The following is a 16,666-nucleotide window of genomic DNA, read 5'->3' on the forward strand; positions in this document are numbered from 1 at the left end:
TCAGGTTTCAGGTTTCAGGTTTCAGGTTTCAGGTTTCAGGTTTCAGGTTTCAGGTTTCAGCAGAAATTAAAAGCAGGTTTTAGTAATAGTCTAAAACCTGTTGTCTGAAGGCTAAAACTTCTTGTTAACTAAACAAACGTTGTAGCCAATTTTTATTTAAATCATCTTCGCACTTTTTAAGCTGCACACCATAATTACCGGTACGCACTTTCACCTTTTGCGCCGTTTTCATTAACCATGCTTTTTTCTTGTAGGTACCACGGCGATAGCCGCCCCACCCTTCATGGTAATTTAAATATTGCCCGTATGCATCCCACTTCGATACACCATTTATTTTATGAGTGTTGTAAACAAACCAGCCCATAAAATCGATAGCGTCGGCAAAATCGTCTCTGTCTGCGCCGCTATTGCCACTTTTACTTACATAATCATTCCATGTTGGTGTTTTTGCCTGTGAATATCCGTAAGCAGAGCTCGCCCTACCCGTTGGAATAAAGCCGAGGAAGTATTCCATTGGAGGCGCTGCATTATGCTTAAAAGAGCTTTCCTGAAACATCATACTCATCAGTAAGTGCTTTGGCGCTCCCCATTTTTCTTGCGCATCTTTGGCATCAAAATACCAATCTCGATGTTCAAAAAATATATCACATAGGTTATTCGGGTTTTGCGGTGGTGGCGTGGCACAACCGGCTAATGTGGCGGTAAGTACAAGTGGGATAATTTTTTTCATAATAATTTTGAACTTTTGTGTCAAAACCCTATCTCAATTATTAAGCAAAACACATTGTTTCATCCCTGAAAGTGAAACGCGGCCATTTAGCCGCGTTTTTTATTACTTAAAATAATCATCTAAGAACTTAACAAAGCTTTGCGTATCGCTGGCCTCTATTTCTTTTTGCTTGTTGTGTGATGCCACTGCTTCACGTTCAAACAAGGCTTGATCAAATACTTGATAGCCTTTGCCAAGCGTATTCTGTTTATATTCACTTGCCAGTTTTAGCGCGTAATAACCATTATCTTCTTGCTGTTCCAGCAAATGCGCTAAGAACTGTCCTGAATAAGTCAATTCAGGGTTTGCAACAGATTGTTCAAGCTTGCTAATCACCGCGCTATACTCTTGAGTACCAAATGCCTCGTCAAAGAGTTTCGCAATTTTCTTAAGCTCAGTGAAAATATCGCCAGCCCAATCACTGAGTAAATGCGCTTTGCCTTTATTAGACAATGCTAATCCAGGCTCACGTCCTTGATTAACAACAAGATCTAAGTTTGCCTGGGTTTCTACTTGTTCTTGCCACGCAAGGTCCTGTGCTGGTTTGATTGCACAATAAAGTAAGAATACATCTAAAAACTGAATCTGTTCTTTGCTGATCCCAACTTCAGAAAACGGGTTAACATCAAGTGCTCGCACTTCAATGTACTCTACTCCACCTTCAGCGAGTGCTTCGCTTGGCGTTTGCCCCGATTGCGCGTTTCGCTTTGGTCGGATCGGTGAGTAAAACTCATTTTCAATTTGCAAAATATTTTGATTAAGCTGCTTTGCTGGTTCGTCGCGGTAATCGCCAAACTGCTGATACAAATCAGAAGTCATTGAAATCGCTTGCTTAAAGCCCTCTAAATATTCTTCAAGACTGTTGTAGGTAACACGCAAGCTTGACTGCGCACTGTTGGTGTAACCTAAATCACCTAATCGCAATGACGTAGCATAAGGTAAATATAATGTGCCTTTACCTAATGACTCAAATGGTAAATTAGTTTTACGTCCACCTAAGAACGAACTGCACAATGCTGGAGATGCGCCAAATAAATAGCTGATCAGCCACAACTCTCGTTTGAAATTTCGAATCAACGAAAAGTATTTACCTGAAATATAATCACTTAATTTATTGCTGTTGCCTTCAATTTGCTGCAACTGTGTCCAAAACGCTTCAGGAAACGATAAGTTAAAATGCACACCGGCAATTGCTTGCATCATGCTGCCGTAACGATTTTTCAACCCTTGGCGATACAAAGTCTTCATTTTACCGACGTTTGAACTGCCATAGTCTGCTAATCGAATTTCATCCTGATCTTCAATAAAGCAAGGCATGCTCAACGGCCACAACTCTTCGCCATCAATGTTTGCTAGCGTAAATTTATGAATATCTTCAAGCTGCGCAAGTGTTTGCTCGATATCACTACAGGCAGGCGTAATAAATTCAAGTAAAGACTCGGAAAAATCGGTTGTGATATATGGATGCGTTAGCGCGCTGCCAAGCGCATTATGATGTGACGTTTTTGCAAGACGGTGCTTATCTATACGTAAACACTCTCGCTCGACACCTCGTTTGATACCCTTTAATACGCTCGCTGAGCCTTGTTCAGATAAGGTACTTAGTATCGAATCTATTGACACTGTTTTCAAAAATTCAGTCCTCTCACCGCGAGTCCTAGTAAGGTGGTCGCTTTTTCAATATCTTAACAATGTATGGTCAACATTACGATACCTCAAGGTGCGATGGTAAAATTATTCGTAACTAGATTTTAATAGCATTAGTACAAGATTATTTACTCTACCTAAAAGAATAATGAGATTAGTAGCTTAGGTAGATAACCAGCGCTTAAAAAGGCAGTAGCCTTAGCCAAAAGCTTGCGCTATAGTTACATTATATTTAGTCAAAGGAAAGTTAAACTATGTACAGGTTTACTGTCATAACCCTGCTACTAACAGCCCTTAGCTGCTTCATCGCCAAGGCCGATGCGAAACAGTTAACCGTTTATAGTTGGGTTGATGAAAAAGGCATTGCCCATTTTTCATATGTAGAACCATCGCACAAAAGTGGTGTTCGCTCATTTGAGCTAAAAGATCATACGTCGTTTGGTGCCGAAAAACGAAAACTAGAACTCGGTAGCGATACAGCTTCAGATAAAGCAGATCCACTGATTGCACGTAAAAAAGAATACTGTGAAAACGCAAAACATAATTTAAGCGTATTAGAGAATTACGACCAAGTTAGTCAGGTTGATGAAAACGGCCAAGAAGTGACTATTTCAGGTAGTGCTAAAGATAAATACAAAAAACAAGCACAACAGCGTATAAAAGCATTTTGCGAATAAAAAAACCACCCAATTGGGTGGTTTTTTCTTTGTTATGTTTTACTTTGAAGCAATGGCTATTTCACCGTCATGACAATCAACAACAAAACAACTTCCCGCTTTGAACTCACCCGATAACAGCGTTTGTGCTAATGGATTTTCAATGGTTTGCTGAATGGCACGTTTTAATGGACGTGCGCCAAACACTGGATCAAAGCCCGCTTCTGCAATTTTAGCCAGCGCCGCATCCGTAAGTTCAAGCTGATATCCATTATCTTGCAAACGTTGTTCAAGGCGTTGCAATTGGATCTTCGCAATATTTTCAATGTGCGCTTGTGCTAACGGATGGAATACCACTGTTTCATCAATACGGTTAATAAATTCAGGCCTAAAGTGCTGACCAATCACCGACATCAAAGTGTTTTTAAGTCCTTGGTAATCGTTATTACTTGCTTGCTCTTGGATCACATCTGAACCTAAGTTGGAGGTCATAATAATCACCGTATTCTTGAAGTCGATAGTGCGCCCTTGCCCATCAGTTAAACGACCATCATCAAGCACTTGCAGCAAGATATTGAAAACATCAGGATGCGCTTTTTCAACTTCATCAAGCAATACAACTGAATACGGCTTACGACGAACCGCTTCGGTTAGATAGCCACCTTCTTCATAGCCCACATAACCTGGAGGTGCTCCTACCAAGCGCGCGACTGAGTGTTTTTCCATAAACTCAGACATATCAATGCGCACCATAGCTTCTTCTGTATCGAACATAAAGTTGGCAAGCGCTTTCGTCAGCTCGGTTTTACCAACCCCTGTTGGGCCTAAGAATAAAAACGAGCCAATTGGACGATTGGGGTCTGCCAAGCCTGCGCGCGAGCGACGTATCGCATTTGACACCGCCACCACAGCTTCATCTTGCCCCACTACTTTCTCGTGCAGTTTTGCTTCCATTGAAAGTAGTTTATCGCGTTCACCTTGCAGCATTTTCGCTACCGGAATACCAGTCCAACGAGAGAGGATCTCAGCAATTTCGTTTTCACCAACTTTGTTAACGAGTAAGCTCATATCCTGCATTTCGGCTTGCGAAGCTAAATCAAGTTTGCGCTCTAACTCAGGGATACGACCATATTGCAATTCACTCATGCGCTGTAAATCGCCAGCACGTCTTGCCACTTCTAAATCTAATCGCGCTTGTTCTAACTCAGTTTTGATTACTTGCGTGCCCTGCAGCGATGCTTTTTCCGCATTCCACACTTCATCTAATTCATTGTACTGGCTATCAAGTTGTTTGATCTGTGCCTGAATATCTGCCTGACGCGACTTTGATGCGTCGTCAGTCTCTTTTGCTAACGCGTTATCTTCAAGCTTTAACTGAATAATTTTTCGCTCTAATCGATCTAACTCTTCAGGTTTTGAGTCAATTTGCATGCGGATATGTGAACCCGCTTCATCAATCAAATCTATCGCTTTATCTGGCAATTGACGGTCGCTGATATAACGATGAGAAAGTGTTGCCGCAGCAACAATCGCAGGGTCAGTGATTTCTACCGTATGATGCAGTTCGTAGCGCTCTTTTAATCCACGTAAAATCGCTATGGTGTCTTCTACGCTTGGTTCTTCAACCAATACTTTTTGGAAGCGGCGTTCCAACGCTGCATCTTTTTCAATGTACTGACGATACTCATCAAGTGTTGTCGCACCGACACAATGAAGCTCACCACGAGCAAGCGCAGGCTTAAGCATATTACCGGCATCCATTGCACCATCACTTTTACCAGCTCCCACCATAGTATGGATTTCGTCAATAAATAGAATAACCTGCCCTTCTTCTTTGGCAAGTTCGTTGAGAACTGACTTGAGACGTTCTTCAAATTCACCGCGGTACTTTGCACCGGCTACAAGCGCGCCCATATCGAGTGATAATACACGCTTATTTTTCAGCCCTTCAGGCACTTCACCATTAATAATACGTTGTGCGAGCCCTTCCGCAATCGCCGTTTTACCCACCCCTGGTTCACCAATGAGTACGGGGTTATTTTTAGTACGGCGCTGTAATACTTGAATCGTACGGCGAATTTCTTCATCGCGACCTATTACAGGATCAAGTTTACCTAACTCGGCGCGTTCAGTTAAATCTACGGTAAATTTCTCAAGCGCTTGGCGGGTATCTTCGGCATTTGGGCTATCAACTTTTTGGCCACCACGAATCGCGCTTATTGCGGTTTCAATCTTGTTTTGCGTTAAACCAAATTGCTTAAATAAAGTGCCCAGCGGCCCTTTATCTTCACAGGCAACTAAAATGAAGATCTCGCTAGAAATATAGGAGTCTTTGCGTTTTTGTGCGTACTTATCACATAAGTTCAGCAAGTTAGCCATATTATGTGACAACTGAACATCACCGCCCACACCGTCAACTTTAAATAACTTGTCGATTTCCGCAGACACTTTGGTCATCATTTCATCGGCATTAACACCTGCTTGTGCCAACAATGCTCGTACGCTTGAACCGGTTTGCGTAAGCAAGCTATACATTAAATGAATTGGCTCAATAAACTGATGGTCGCGGCCTAGTGCCAATGATTGCGCATCAGCAAGTGCAGCTTGAAATTTGCTAGTAAAACGATCTAATCGCATGCTTGATACCCTTAAAAAACTTAACTGTAATTATAAATGGGTATAAATTTTTTTAAGATCAAGAGAAAGGTAAAAATAGGTTAAAAATAATTACACAAAAAGTAAGGTCAATCAGCAATATAAATTATGTGTGCATTACGACCAGTGACGCCGTCGCGACGGTAGGAAAAAAATAAATTTTGTTGCGTGACGGTGCAGTATTCACCACCTGATATTGAGCTAACACCTTGCTTTTCAAGTACAATACGTGCCAACTGATAAATATTCGCAAGGTACTTATTAGGCTTGCCATCAATCGGCTGAAAACAGCTAATAGCGCCTTCATTCTTGTTACAAAACGCACTCTTTACGTCATCACCTACTTCAAATTTTTGCGGTCCAATTGCTGCACCTAAATACGCAATCAATTGGCTCGATTTAAAACAATTGAGTGTATTTTCAATCACGCCATTTAATAAGCCACGCCAACCGGCATGAATTACCGCCACTTCATCACCCTGCTTTGAGCACACAAATACAGGCAAGCAATCTGCCGTCATAATCGCCAAAGGTTGATTCACCTGTTGCGTGTAAAGTGCATCAGCGTCATACAATTGATTTGCATCAGTTTGCGCATCAACACACACCACGCGAACACTGTGCGTTTGCGATAACCAAAAAGGGGCTTGTGGTAACAGGGCTGTTAAACGTTTGCGGTTTTCTGCTACATCTAGCGGGTTGTCATTTACGTGCTGCGCCAGATTTAACGACGCAAACGGCGCTTTTGAAACGCCGCCTTGTCGTGTTGTGGAAAAGGCAATCACCCTGTTCGGTACTTGCCACTTTGCTACAAGCGTGTCCACTAGTACCCAATATTAGGGTTAGCTTTGGTATCTTGACGAAGCGCTTCTTTTAATAACTTCATATCGTCTGGAATCGGCGCTTGCCAACTCATCAATTCACCGGTAATTGGATGTTCAAGCTCCAATTTTACCGCGTGTAGTGCTTGACGTTTAAAGTTGCGAAGCACTTCAATAAACTCTGGAGTCGCATTTTTAGGCGGACGAGGTCTGCCGTGATATAGCGGATCACCAATCAAAGCATGATTTAAGTGCGCCATATGCACACGGATTTGGTGCGTACGTCCGGTTTCAAGTCGCAAACGTAAGCGCGTGTGCGCTCTGAATTTTTCTGCCACACGGTAATGCGTTACAGCAGGTTTGCCAAATTCAGTTACCGCCATGTGCGTACGTTTTGTATGGTGACGACCAATTGGCGCATCTACCATGCCACCTGCGGTCATTGTGCCATTACAAATCGCCTCGTATTCACGCGTAAAGTTGCGTCTTGCTTGCAAGTTAGCAACTAAATGGGTCTGTGCTGGTACTGTTTTAGCTATCACCATCAAACCCGTGGTGTCTTTATCAAGACGATGCACAATACCGGCACGCGGTACAGAGTCGATATCAGGATAATCGTGCAGCAACGCGTTAAGCATAGTGCCATCAGGGTTGCCGGCACCGGGGTGCACAACTAAGCCGGCAGGTTTGTTAACAACTAAAATATGATCGTCTTCATACACTTTATCGAGGTCGATTTGTTGTGCTTCAAACACCACTTCGGTTTCGAGTTCAGCATGGATTTCAATCTGCTCATATCCCATTAATTTTTCACGCGGCACGTTACGTACCTCACCATCGACCTTTACCATATTGTCGAGGATCCAGTTTTTAATTCGCGAACGCGAATAATCTGGGAACATTTTTGCTAAAACTTGGTCTAGACGTTTACCGCCCAGTTCAATTGGTACTTCAGCTGATAATGTAATTTGCTCTGCCATTGTTCCGCTTAATTATGTAAAATCCAATGCAAGCTATTGCTTACTCGGTTAGAATCGCTAATATGCATAGTTTACTCGGTTTTGCTGACTGAGCCTAGGGTGGAATCCCAAACAAGATAATAAAAAGGTGTATTTTAATGACAAACGTAGTTGGGAAGCGTTCGCTTAGTAAACGTTCATTAGCGCTAGCGCTTGCAATCTCAGTGTTATCAGCATGTTCTTCAGCGCCGGACGAAGAAGACATTCAAAGAGTTCCGAATAAATCGCCACAGGCACTTTATCAAGATGCCAAAGAAACGCTTGATTCAGGTTTATATGTACGCGCAATCGAGTTACTAAGCGCGATTGACTCACGCTACCCATTTGGACCGCTATCAAAACAAGTTCAGATGGACCTTATTTACGCCTATTATCAATCAAATAATACCGAACAGGCTACGGCAACCATTGACCGTTTTATTAAATTAAACCCAAATCACAAAGATTTAGATTACATGTATTACATGCGTGGTTTAGTAAATATTAAAGCTCATGAAAACGCATTCCAAGAGTATTTTGGTATTGATCGCGCTGATCGCGACACCAAGCGCACACGAATCGCATACGAAGATTTTGCTACGCTTGTTAAAAATTACCCTGACAGTAAATACACTACCGAAGCCAAAAAACGCATGGCGTGGCTGCTTAATAAAATGGCACGTTACGAGCTAAAAGTGGCAAACTATTATTATGATCGTGAGGCATACCTTGCGGCGGCAAACCGCTGTAAGTATGTAGTAGAGCACTTTTCAAAAAGCAGTTATACCAAACAAGCCCTTGAGCTAATGGTAAAAAGCTACGATAAGCTTGGGCTGAGTGAGTTAAAAAATAATGCACAAGCCGTGCTAGATGCAAACAAATAAACGTGCACTTGGTATGCAAAAAAGGGGCTAGTTCAGTCCCTTTTTTATGTTTAAAAGCTTAAAAAAATAAGTTTATATAGCAGCTTCGTCTTCTTCTTTTGTACGAATACGTACCACGCGCTCAATATCAGAAACGAATATCTTACCATCACCAATTTTGCCTGTTTGCGCCGTTTCTACAATAACATCAACGGCACGGTCTACATCTTCATCGGCAAGTACAATATCTAATTTTACTTTCGGTAAAAAGTCCACCATGTACTCGGCGCCGCGATACAGTTCGGTATGCCCTTTTTGCCTACCAAAACCTTTCACCTCGCATACCGTCATACCTGTGATGCCGATTTCTGACAGCGCTTCACGAACGTCATCGAGTTTAAATGGTTTGATGATTGCTTCTATTTTTTTCATAGATATGTTTCCAATATGCTTAATGCCACCATTCTATCGCGTTAACTAATCAATTCAAGGTATTTACTTATAGACATATTGGTAATTATTTTCATCAATATAAATAACTGTTCTAAAAGAATTATACAATCTACTAGTCTGGATTTTTCAAAAGCGTATAATTACTAAAGGAGGTACAAAATATGAAATATGTACAACAAGGTGTCACGTTACTTGAAGTCATGATCGCTGTTGCTATTTTAGGCATAGTAGCAGCAATAGCACTACCGAATTTAGGCTCAGTCATGGAATCAGATCGTGCCGATAATTTTATTACCGAATTTAGCAGAACAATCAAATACGCTCGAGCAAAAGCTACAACTACAGATGAGTTTGTCGTAATTTGCCCTATAGCAAACCCGAATGGCGGAGGGGGTTGCTCTTCTGATTGGAAGAACAATCCAATAGTTGCTTTTGTTGATAAAGAACAAGATTTTAACTTGAATACAGATACAGATCTTCTGATTAGAACTATGTCATTGCCCAACTCTCTCGACAATGTGATTCAAGGTAAAGGCACTACTGCAATTACCATTGATGGTCAAGGTAGAGTAAACCAAGAACATCAGTTTGTAATTTGCCCAAATGGAAACAATGACAATACGTCAGCACTTCAAATAAGTTTATCGGGTAATACTTGGAAATTAGGACGTAATGTATTAACTTGCGGCACCGTATAATTATACTACCCTTGTAGATACAATTTAATATTTATTAAGGCTTCAAGGATGAAGCATTATACGGATGGTTATTCCCTTGTAGAGGTATTAGTGTCAGTTGCTTTAATCGGCACATTAGCAAGTCTTACTCTACCTAATTTATCTCGCGTTGCAGCCCAAAACCGCCTAGATAGTTCAATGTATACTATTTTAAAAACGATGCATTTAGCTAGAGCTGTGGCAGTATCTAATTCAACCTATGTGACAACTTGTCCCCTTATATCTGGAAGCTGTACAAAAAGTTGGAACAATAAAATTTTTACTTTTAACGATTTAAACGCGAATTTATCTTTGGATGAAAACGAACAAATAATAAAAGTCCTAGATAAAATCAATATTAACGATGAGCTTTCCTACCCTCGCCAAGCCATAACATATAGACCAAATGGTTCAATCAGTTTTATGCAATCAGGCAGCTTCATTTACTGTAATAAAACTTACCCTCGTCTAACTGGTAACCAAATCACAGTTAGTCAAGTAGGTCGAGTGCGTATTCGAGACTCTGATAGGTGTACAACTCCTGATTTATAGCGCACAAAACTCCTATTAATTGAAGCACTAATAATTCATTAACAGTATATTCTCCCTTTAAAATTAAATAATGCCAACATGTTCGAGTAACACAAAAAAGCACCCCGCTGGGTGCTTTTTATTTAACATCTTCCATCCTGAGTCAGAATAACATTTTACCTGTTCCAGCAGGTTGCATCGCCACCTGAACCGCTTGATGTTTTTTGACCCAAATCATCAATCTTAAAACTGGAGCATTCAGGGTCTTTTGTGGCAGGATAATCAAGCGGACTAGCTGTTACAGAAAATGCAGTTCCGTCAGAAGTAAGCGTAAGAGTAAATAGCCCCGAATCGCTTTTATCTGACACTCCCAAATCACTTAGTGCTGACGTATATCTATGGTTATCTGCGAAAAACTGCTCTTGCCTACTTGCGATGTCTAAAAGAGAAGTCATTGCCTCTGCACGCGAGCCTTTGTAAAGGTAATTAACGTAAGAAGGATATGCAAGAGCTGATAAAAACCCTATTATTCCAACTACTATTATCACTTCAATCAAAGTAAAGCCTTCGTGTTTTTTCATTACTAATTAACCTTGTTACTTGTTTCACGATACATGTAGCTGCGATGTGTTTTAAAACCAGCAAAGCCACTTGTTAAATTAATCTTACAATTTTCACCATTTTCGTCGCAAACGAGTTCTGGGACAGCACTGTCATTAATCGATTTCGCCTTTATAATGCCTGAATTGTTTTCACCTGCTCCAATACCAATAAGCAAGAACTGAGACTTTTCGTCACCATCCTCAGAAAAAACTAATTCTGGTGTAGGAGGAATACTATCGCCCGTTTCAGTGTATGTATCCTTGTATACATTAACTGCATAGTGTAAATGAAGTGCATATAAACGGCCAGTGCCACCAGTTAGCGAACATTCATCTGTATTTGGAGAACCAGCCATAAAAGTCGGAAAATAAGCAACTCCTCCAATTATCGCTGGCTTAGCTAAAGCTTTTTCACCCATTCCAGATAGTGCATATTTCCATCCACTATACTTTGCTAACTCAGCTTCTTTAGCAATAAAGTCATCTGGTGCTGATGTTAAGCTACCAAATGTCGATGTATCAATCGCCATTAAATCATCCGAGTCAATACTCGCTGGCGGATTAGATTTAAATGATTCTGTAATAACATTGATGTCTCGCATCATGTACAAACTATCATTACTGGACTGATCTAAAGGACTAGTTCTATCACCACTACCTATTACTACAGCTTCAAATGGAACTATCATACGTGTTGCACTAACGACTTGGTTATCAGTTCTAAAGGTTGTCACCCTGCTGTAATAACTGCGTGCAACCTCTGGTTGATAAAAGAATTTACCTGGCAAGCTAGCGAATTCAAATGCAGACCAATCAGAGGTGTTAGAGCCAGCTAAATCGATACGCCAAACTTTACCACCGGTATCCGCTGCGTATAGCCTATCTGTGTATCCATCATAATCTGAATCCAACGTCGCAATTCTTCCAACAATACTGTCATTGCCGTCAAATGAAATGTCATCAGTGCTCCATACCTCATTACCTGTTTCAGCATCTACAATGTATACACCAGCTCCAACAGTATTGCTGGCACCATTTTCAAATTGCTCCTTATCATAGCCTGCACCAAATACTAACAATGGTTTTTCTGCGTAGGATGGTAAATTTATATAAATCACCCTAGGTTGAGACCAGGTTTGCCCTAAATTAGGATAATCAGATGCCCCCTTGGCCCAGAGTAGCTTCGGATTCTGGCGGTCGGAAATATCTAACGCATAATAAGTGCTACCGCCTCTTCGCATCCCCATAAATGCCCAAACTTTTTCTGTTGAGTTAACTTTACCGTCACCATTAGCATCATCATGATAGATAGTCGGTGTTAGATCCATTCCATACAACTTACCTGGAATATTATCTCTTAAGCCAGGTTGAATACTAAACAACTCAGAAGGAATAAATGACCAAACTTCCGTTGCTTTAGTTTCACTAGTATCTTCAAAAAAATGGACAAAGCCAGCATTAGTACCAAACAGTAAATATGTCGAGTCATTACTGTCATTGCCCGCAGTGCCATATGTAATGGCCGCAGGCTTTGAATGAAGTGCATCTCCTAATATATGGTCACGTAAAGCGACTTCACCTTCTTCATTTTTTTCAATGCCCCTCATCCAATCCATCATGTCTTTGGCTTCCTGATCAGTAGCACTGCTACCAGAATAATCTTTGAGTGCAACCTTTATCTTCGCTAGAACAGTTGTATTTTCGCTACTGAAATCCCCCAAGTCCGTGAATATTTTTCGTTGAACAGGATTTGTAATTTGCTCATCTAATCCACCTAACATTACATTACTGCCATCTTTGGAAGGAACATCTCCTTCGCTCGGCTCATAATCGCGCCAAAATGTTTTAGCCTCTTTATCTATTTCACCTTTGCTATTAATTGCGTTCTTATTGTCCTGATCAACAATATTGTATCCATTAATTTTCAGCTTTTTAATGTTACCATTCCAACGAGATGAACCTAACGGCGAAAACAGTGAGTAATAAACATACTCTTTCGTTCGAGTGCTATCACTCTGACTCGCTGCAACGGATGGAGATGTAAAGTTACCCGATACTTCAACTATTTTCCGCAATGTTGCCTTTAAGTTCGTGTTTAACTGAGTCGGATCGCTGGTATCATAATAATCACCATCTCCTTTTTTAGCCGCGGCCTCTAGCATCCCTTGACCTTTCTCGCTCATACCGTTACCAAAACCAATAGTGAAAGTTTTAATATTATTTGTTTTTTGGTCTTTTGAGTAAACATCGTTATTCGCCATAAATTCAGCAATTCGTGGAAAATGCTGATACATTGCGGCTAGAGTATATACGTTTCCATTTTTGTCTGTGTATGTTGCATCTGTGTAACTGGCATCCGGTAACAGACCTTGTATTGAAGCAGCAGCATTGTGATAGTTACCGCTTGAACTAGGATCACCATCGGTCATCATAATGAAGTATGCATCATTATCACAACGTGGTTGATAACTTCCGTTTGGGCCTGTTAGATTTGCAAAAGGGGAAATGTAATACCCGTCTTTTTCTATCGATTTGTCACGTTCGCTGTCTAAATACCCTCTTTCAAACACGGGGCCACCACTAAAGTAACTATATGCTTGATAAGCTGAATCTGTTATCGGCGTACCACCAGAGCCATCTAAGTTGTTGACGATTGTTTTTAAGTCAGCTTTTGATTTCTTTCCAATTCCCGCAACTATATAGCTAACATAACTATCAAAAATACCAATACCGAATTCAACATCTTTTGAATCTTCAATAACACTAGTTACTGCTTCTTTGGCGACCTGTAAACGACTTGCAGGACATTCTTTATAGGTAGCATTATAACCATCACGACATTTAAAAACGCTTCCATTTACTGTTTTACTAACGCAATCAATTGTATTGTTATAAAAGTCACGACATCTATTACCGTTAACTGACGAGTATTGCATACTGCCTGAAGTATCAAACATCAACATTACTCTCGCTTTCTCTTTCTCTTGTAAAAGTGCATTAATGTATAGCTCAATGTCCTCTGCAAACGCGTTCGGACTCAAACAAAGAATAGAAATAAGAAAACAAACTAAAACTCTCATTTTCGTATACGATTTAGCTATCATTTTAAGAACCTCCCATCATTTCTTGTTCAATACCCGTATTTAGTGTCATCGTATGTTTATTCCCTTTACCATAACTTTTTGAAGTAATTAACTTTAAGTAATTACATTTCATCCTTGGTGTTGGCGCAAAACGTGGCGGACAATCTAATAAATCCGATACAGTACTGTTATTTTCATTAACCATTACAATGTTAGACCCCGATGTAGAGAGCGTGATGGACTCTGACGGATAAGCTCTTTTCTTCATTAGAAATCTATTGCCCGACTTTTTCGCCAATTCATCTTTAATGGCCTCTTCAGTATTACCTCGTGCGACTGACTCTGTCATATAGCTTTCCTGCGTAGCGATAATCATCTTACTATCGAGAGCACTGCCACTCATAACGCTAACAGCTATTCCTGATACCATTAAAATCATTAATATTGCACCAACAAGAACAACACCCTTTTGTTTATTTAAATTGCCCATTGATCTGTCCCCACATTTACTAAGCGTACAGTTGATGTTAATAGTTTACGTCTGAAGTTATCATCAAAGCTTAACCTTCTTGTATGTTCGCCTTCTCCACCCAAGATAAAAGTCTGACTTCCTGGAGGATTATCTCTATCCTCTTCAAGCGTTCTAACAAGTATAAAAATTTGAACACTGGTAACGACTGCGTTTTGTTGGTCCCAGTCAGTCTGAGACATTTGTGATGATGTTTTATACATATCCACACGTGAATCACTATTTGTGTCTAAACCAAACAAAAAACGAATATTTTCAACTCCTTCCATCACTGTTTCAGAAATCATCTCTCCATTTGAGAGACGCATTCGCCTTAATGTCGGTACTTCTACAGCTTTACCATTAAGTGTGTATGACTGATCCTGAACAAAATATACATTGTGTGCATACTCCCAAACTTTTGCATTCCCACTGGTGCTCAGCCCGCCTCCAGTCCCTCTTAAAAAACGTGCCGTTTGGGGAGTGCCAATAAAGTAAGTATTTGAAGAAACAGTGGCTCCAGTAACTTCTTCACCCAAAACACGCTTAACTTGAAGAATATCACTACCCGAAGTTGGACTACTTATACAACTTAGTTCATTTGATGACTCTGCTTCTTTTGAATAAAATACTTTAAAAGCAGAATTGGAACCCAATTCTGGAAATGTTCCATTGTTAACACCTTCGAAGCAATCGTCTGATGGAGAGCTCGGAGGAGCATTAGTTAGAAAAGAAGCATTGGGTGTAAGCAAAAAATTCCCCCAAAAGCCGGCTAACTCGATATCTCTTTTTAATATATCCATAGCCAGTCTACCTGACTCCTGGAGCTCTCCCATATCTAAAGTATCGGAAGTACTCATCTTCATGCCCATATAAGTGAACATGACACCGGCAAGCACAAAACCACCGACAAACAAAGAAAGTAGCAATTCAAGCATTGTAAAACCTAGCTGGTTTTGTAAGTTACTTTTGGTCATTATCAAGCCTCCCTCATAAACACATAACTATCCAATACAACAGTTCTACGGTTTGAAATCGTCCCACACTGAATATCTTTATTTGTAGCTTCAGTTAGTTTTTGTCGTCCTTGCCAAGCCACCACTACTCTGAGAAAAACACCATTGTCATCCGCCGTAGGTCTAATACATACAGTGCCATTTGCAAGTGTTCCTGTGTTATCTGCAACACGTAACGCTTTTTGCCATTGAGAAAGATCATATTCTGCAATATCACTCGAAGAACAACGTATATTTAAACAATTTTTCGACACAGGTGTATTTTTATAACTAAAAGTTTTACTATAGTTAACTACGATATCTGCTGTGTCGTTCGCTCTAATTCTTTCCATTATATCGTTAGCGAGCGCCAACGCTGCACTACGTTGGTTAGCATCGTAACTGGCCTGCTTTGCATTAGTTTGCAACGCTACAGTGCCAAGTAAACCCACTGTCAAAATAATAAAAGCTACAAGCACTTCAATAAGTGTGAAGCCTTTGTTTGCTTGTTGCCTTGGTAATGAGGAAAAAGGTGACGAGTTTGCTCTCATTTTTCATTCATCCTTTAAGCTGAAAATTTTCTAGCTTAATAATCGCTGAACGAAATATGAAACTCAATTAACAGGGTGTTAACGGTTAAGATTTCAGATAAACGGTAGTTATTGCTGAATTAGCTGTTTAATATGCGGCCACTCGCGTCTGCTAACTTCTACTTTTTCATTAAAATCTAATAGTTTAAGCCAGTGCTTGTTGTGATCTTGGCCAATTTCGGTCAAGTAGCTTTGATTAACAATTGTGTTGCGGTGCACTCTCACAAAGTAAGATTCAAATTCTGATAAGAGTTTTTTTAACGAACCTTCAATTAATACGCTTGTATTTGGCGTAATGACACGCAAGTATTTATCTTCCGAACGAACGAGTCGAACATCTGATACCAACACACTTTTGTGAATTCCACCTTCGATGTACTCAATAGCGGCCTGCTGCTTTAAAGCAGTTTGCGCGCGATGTGAAATTTTCAGACCATCTATCGCTTTTGCAAGTGCAACTTCATCAATCGGTTTAACTAAATATCCTTGCGGTGCTACCGCAAACGCAGGAAGCGCTTTATCTGGGTAAGCGGTGATAAAAATAATCGCGGGCGGTGGGTTAAATTCTTTCAATTTTTCAGCAAGTTCTATCCCTGATAATCCAGGCATTTCGATATCAAGCAATGCTAAATCTGGCACTAAGTCGCTACACGCCAGTAACGCCTGCTCAGCGTTTTCCGCAAGCGACATTATGTTAAAGTCTGGTCTTAATTTTTGCAGTAAACGTGCGATCCGCGCGCGCGCTAACGGTTCATCATCAACAATTAATACATTCATTG

General features: G+C 40.5%; 16 protein-coding genes. 4 read left to right on the top strand and 12 right to left on the bottom strand.

All coding sequences use genetic code 11. From position 1 onward, the window contains the following. Window positions 1–124 precede the first annotated feature (124 nt). Window positions 125–730 carry a hypothetical protein gene (locus tag ACHSBP_RS16020; RefSeq protein ID WP_010560634.1) on the bottom strand — a complete coding sequence of 202 codons (606 nt, stop codon included), beginning with the start codon at window positions 728–730 and terminating at the stop codon, window positions 125–127. A 102-nt stretch (window positions 731–832) separates the two neighbouring features. Continuing rightward, on the bottom strand, window positions 833–2,401 hold the full coding sequence (gene gshA / locus ACHSBP_RS16025; protein WP_010560635.1) for a glutamate--cysteine ligase: 1,569 nt from the start codon (window positions 2,399–2,401) through the stop codon (window positions 833–835). 269 nt (window positions 2,402–2,670) lie between these two features. Here gshA and ACHSBP_RS16030 point away from each other — a divergent pair, with 269 nt between their 5' ends. After that, window positions 2,671–3,093, top strand: a complete 423-nt coding sequence (locus ACHSBP_RS16030) for a hypothetical protein (protein ID WP_010560636.1) — start codon at window positions 2,671–2,673, stop codon at window positions 3,091–3,093. A 39-nt stretch (window positions 3,094–3,132) separates the two neighbouring features. Here ACHSBP_RS16030 and clpB read toward each other — a convergent pair whose 3' ends face one another. The 3 genes from clpB to rluD form a co-directional block, all read right to left on the bottom strand. Continuing rightward, window positions 3,133–5,709: an ATP-dependent chaperone ClpB gene (gene clpB / locus ACHSBP_RS16035; RefSeq protein ID WP_010560637.1), complete on the bottom strand. Its 2,577-nt coding sequence runs from the start codon at window positions 5,707–5,709 to the stop codon at window positions 3,133–3,135. A 107-nt stretch (window positions 5,710–5,816) separates the two neighbouring features. Further along, a complete protein-coding gene (gene pgeF / locus ACHSBP_RS16040; protein ID WP_395389597.1) occupies window positions 5,817–6,551 on the bottom strand; it encodes a peptidoglycan editing factor PgeF in 735 nt (244 codons plus the stop codon). Next, on the bottom strand, window positions 6,551–7,528 hold the full coding sequence (gene rluD / locus ACHSBP_RS16045; protein ID WP_010560639.1) for a 23S rRNA pseudouridine(1911/1915/1917) synthase RluD: 978 nt from the start codon (window positions 7,526–7,528) through the stop codon (window positions 6,551–6,553). Before rluD ends, pgeF begins: the two co-directional genes overlap by 1 nt. 137 nt (window positions 7,529–7,665) lie before the next feature. Between rluD and ACHSBP_RS16050 the strand changes: the two genes are divergently transcribed. Next, complete coding sequence (locus ACHSBP_RS16050) at window positions 7,666–8,430, top strand: outer membrane protein assembly factor BamD (RefSeq protein WP_010560640.1); 765 nt, start codon at window positions 7,666–7,668, stop codon at window positions 8,428–8,430. Between the two features lie 72 nt (window positions 8,431–8,502). Here ACHSBP_RS16050 and glnB read toward each other — a convergent pair whose 3' ends face one another. After that, window positions 8,503–8,841: a nitrogen regulatory protein P-II gene (gene glnB, locus ACHSBP_RS16055; RefSeq protein ID WP_010560641.1), complete on the bottom strand. Its 339-nt coding sequence runs from the start codon at window positions 8,839–8,841 to the stop codon at window positions 8,503–8,505. A 182-nt stretch (window positions 8,842–9,023) separates the two neighbouring features. Between glnB and ACHSBP_RS16060 the strand changes: the two genes are divergently transcribed. Continuing rightward, the gene (locus tag ACHSBP_RS16060; RefSeq protein WP_010560642.1) at window positions 9,024–9,560 is read left to right on the top strand and encodes a GspH/FimT family pseudopilin; all 537 of its coding nucleotides are present in this window, start codon (window positions 9,024–9,026) and stop codon (window positions 9,558–9,560) included. A 48-nt stretch (window positions 9,561–9,608) separates the two neighbouring features. Further along, on the top strand, window positions 9,609–10,130 hold the full coding sequence (locus ACHSBP_RS16065) for a GspH/FimT family pseudopilin (protein ID WP_010560643.1): 522 nt from the start codon (window positions 9,609–9,611) through the stop codon (window positions 10,128–10,130). 155 nt (window positions 10,131–10,285) lie between these two features. Here ACHSBP_RS16065 and ACHSBP_RS16070 read toward each other — a convergent pair whose 3' ends face one another. From ACHSBP_RS16070 to ACHSBP_RS16095, 6 genes are all read right to left on the bottom strand, one after another. Then, window positions 10,286–10,690 (bottom strand): type IV pilin protein, encoded by a 405-nt coding sequence (locus ACHSBP_RS16070; protein ID WP_010560644.1) that lies wholly within the window; start codon window positions 10,688–10,690, stop codon window positions 10,286–10,288. A 2-nt stretch (window positions 10,691–10,692) separates the two neighbouring features. Further along, the gene (locus ACHSBP_RS16075; RefSeq protein ID WP_021033072.1) at window positions 10,693–13,815 is read right to left on the bottom strand and encodes a pilus assembly protein; all 3,123 of its coding nucleotides are present in this window, start codon (window positions 13,813–13,815) and stop codon (window positions 10,693–10,695) included. A 1-nt stretch (window position 13,816) separates the two neighbouring features. Further along, on the bottom strand, window positions 13,817–14,284 hold the full coding sequence (locus ACHSBP_RS16080; RefSeq protein ID WP_010560646.1) for a hypothetical protein: 468 nt from the start codon (window positions 14,282–14,284) through the stop codon (window positions 13,817–13,819). Further along, window positions 14,272–15,279: a PilW family protein gene (locus tag ACHSBP_RS16085; protein ID WP_010560647.1), complete on the bottom strand. Its 1,008-nt coding sequence runs from the start codon at window positions 15,277–15,279 to the stop codon at window positions 14,272–14,274. Before ACHSBP_RS16085 ends, ACHSBP_RS16080 begins: the two co-directional genes overlap by 13 nt. Window positions 15,280–15,281: 2 nt before the next feature. After that, the gene (pilV, locus tag ACHSBP_RS16090) at window positions 15,282–15,848 is read right to left on the bottom strand and encodes a type IV pilus modification protein PilV (protein WP_010560648.1); all 567 of its coding nucleotides are present in this window, start codon (window positions 15,846–15,848) and stop codon (window positions 15,282–15,284) included. 108 nt (window positions 15,849–15,956) lie between these two features. After that, window positions 15,957–16,664, bottom strand: a complete 708-nt coding sequence (locus ACHSBP_RS16095; protein ID WP_010560649.1) for a LytTR family DNA-binding domain-containing protein — start codon at window positions 16,662–16,664, stop codon at window positions 15,957–15,959. Between the last annotated feature and the right edge of the window lie 2 nt (window positions 16,665–16,666).

The sequence above is a fragment of the Pseudoalteromonas sp. XMcav1-K genome, from assembly GCF_044005875.1.
GTDB classification, from domain to species: domain Bacteria; phylum Pseudomonadota; class Gammaproteobacteria; order Enterobacterales; family Alteromonadaceae; genus Pseudoalteromonas; species Pseudoalteromonas spongiae.

What these genes read in the sequence shown, in the direction of transcription:
- ACHSBP_RS16020 (WP_010560634.1), bottom strand. Translation starts at nt 730, where the DNA reads ATGAAAAAAATTATCCCACTTGTACTTACCGCCACATTAGCCGGTTGT.
- ACHSBP_RS16030 (WP_010560636.1), top strand. Translation starts at nt 2,671, where the DNA reads ATGTACAGGTTTACTGTCATAACCCTGCTACTAACAGCCCTTAGCTGC.
- clpB (WP_010560637.1), bottom strand. Translation starts at nt 5,709, where the DNA reads ATGCGATTAGATCGTTTTACTAGCAAATTTCAAGCTGCACTTGCTGAT.
- rluD (WP_010560639.1), bottom strand. Translation starts at nt 7,528, where the DNA reads ATGGCAGAGCAAATTACATTATCAGCTGAAGTACCAATTGAACTGGGC.
- ACHSBP_RS16050 (WP_010560640.1), top strand. Translation starts at nt 7,666, where the DNA reads ATGACAAACGTAGTTGGGAAGCGTTCGCTTAGTAAACGTTCATTAGCG.
- glnB (WP_010560641.1), bottom strand. Translation starts at nt 8,841, where the DNA reads ATGAAAAAAATAGAAGCAATCATCAAACCATTTAAACTCGATGACGTT.
- ACHSBP_RS16060 (WP_010560642.1), top strand. Translation starts at nt 9,024, where the DNA reads ATGAAATATGTACAACAAGGTGTCACGTTACTTGAAGTCATGATCGCT.
- ACHSBP_RS16065 (WP_010560643.1), top strand. Translation starts at nt 9,609, where the DNA reads ATGAAGCATTATACGGATGGTTATTCCCTTGTAGAGGTATTAGTGTCA.
- ACHSBP_RS16070 (WP_010560644.1), bottom strand. Translation starts at nt 10,690, where the DNA reads ATGAAAAAACACGAAGGCTTTACTTTGATTGAAGTGATAATAGTAGTT.
- ACHSBP_RS16075 (WP_021033072.1), bottom strand. Translation starts at nt 13,815, where the DNA reads ATGATAGCTAAATCGTATACGAAAATGAGAGTTTTAGTTTGTTTTCTT.
- ACHSBP_RS16080 (WP_010560646.1), bottom strand. Translation starts at nt 14,284, where the DNA reads ATGGGCAATTTAAATAAACAAAAGGGTGTTGTTCTTGTTGGTGCAATA.
- ACHSBP_RS16085 (WP_010560647.1), bottom strand. Translation starts at nt 15,279, where the DNA reads ATGACCAAAAGTAACTTACAAAACCAGCTAGGTTTTACAATGCTTGAA.
- pilV (WP_010560648.1), bottom strand. Translation starts at nt 15,848, where the DNA reads ATGAGAGCAAACTCGTCACCTTTTTCCTCATTACCAAGGCAACAAGCA.
- ACHSBP_RS16095 (WP_010560649.1), bottom strand. Translation starts at nt 16,664, where the DNA reads ATGAATGTATTAATTGTTGATGATGAACCGTTAGCGCGCGCGCGGATC.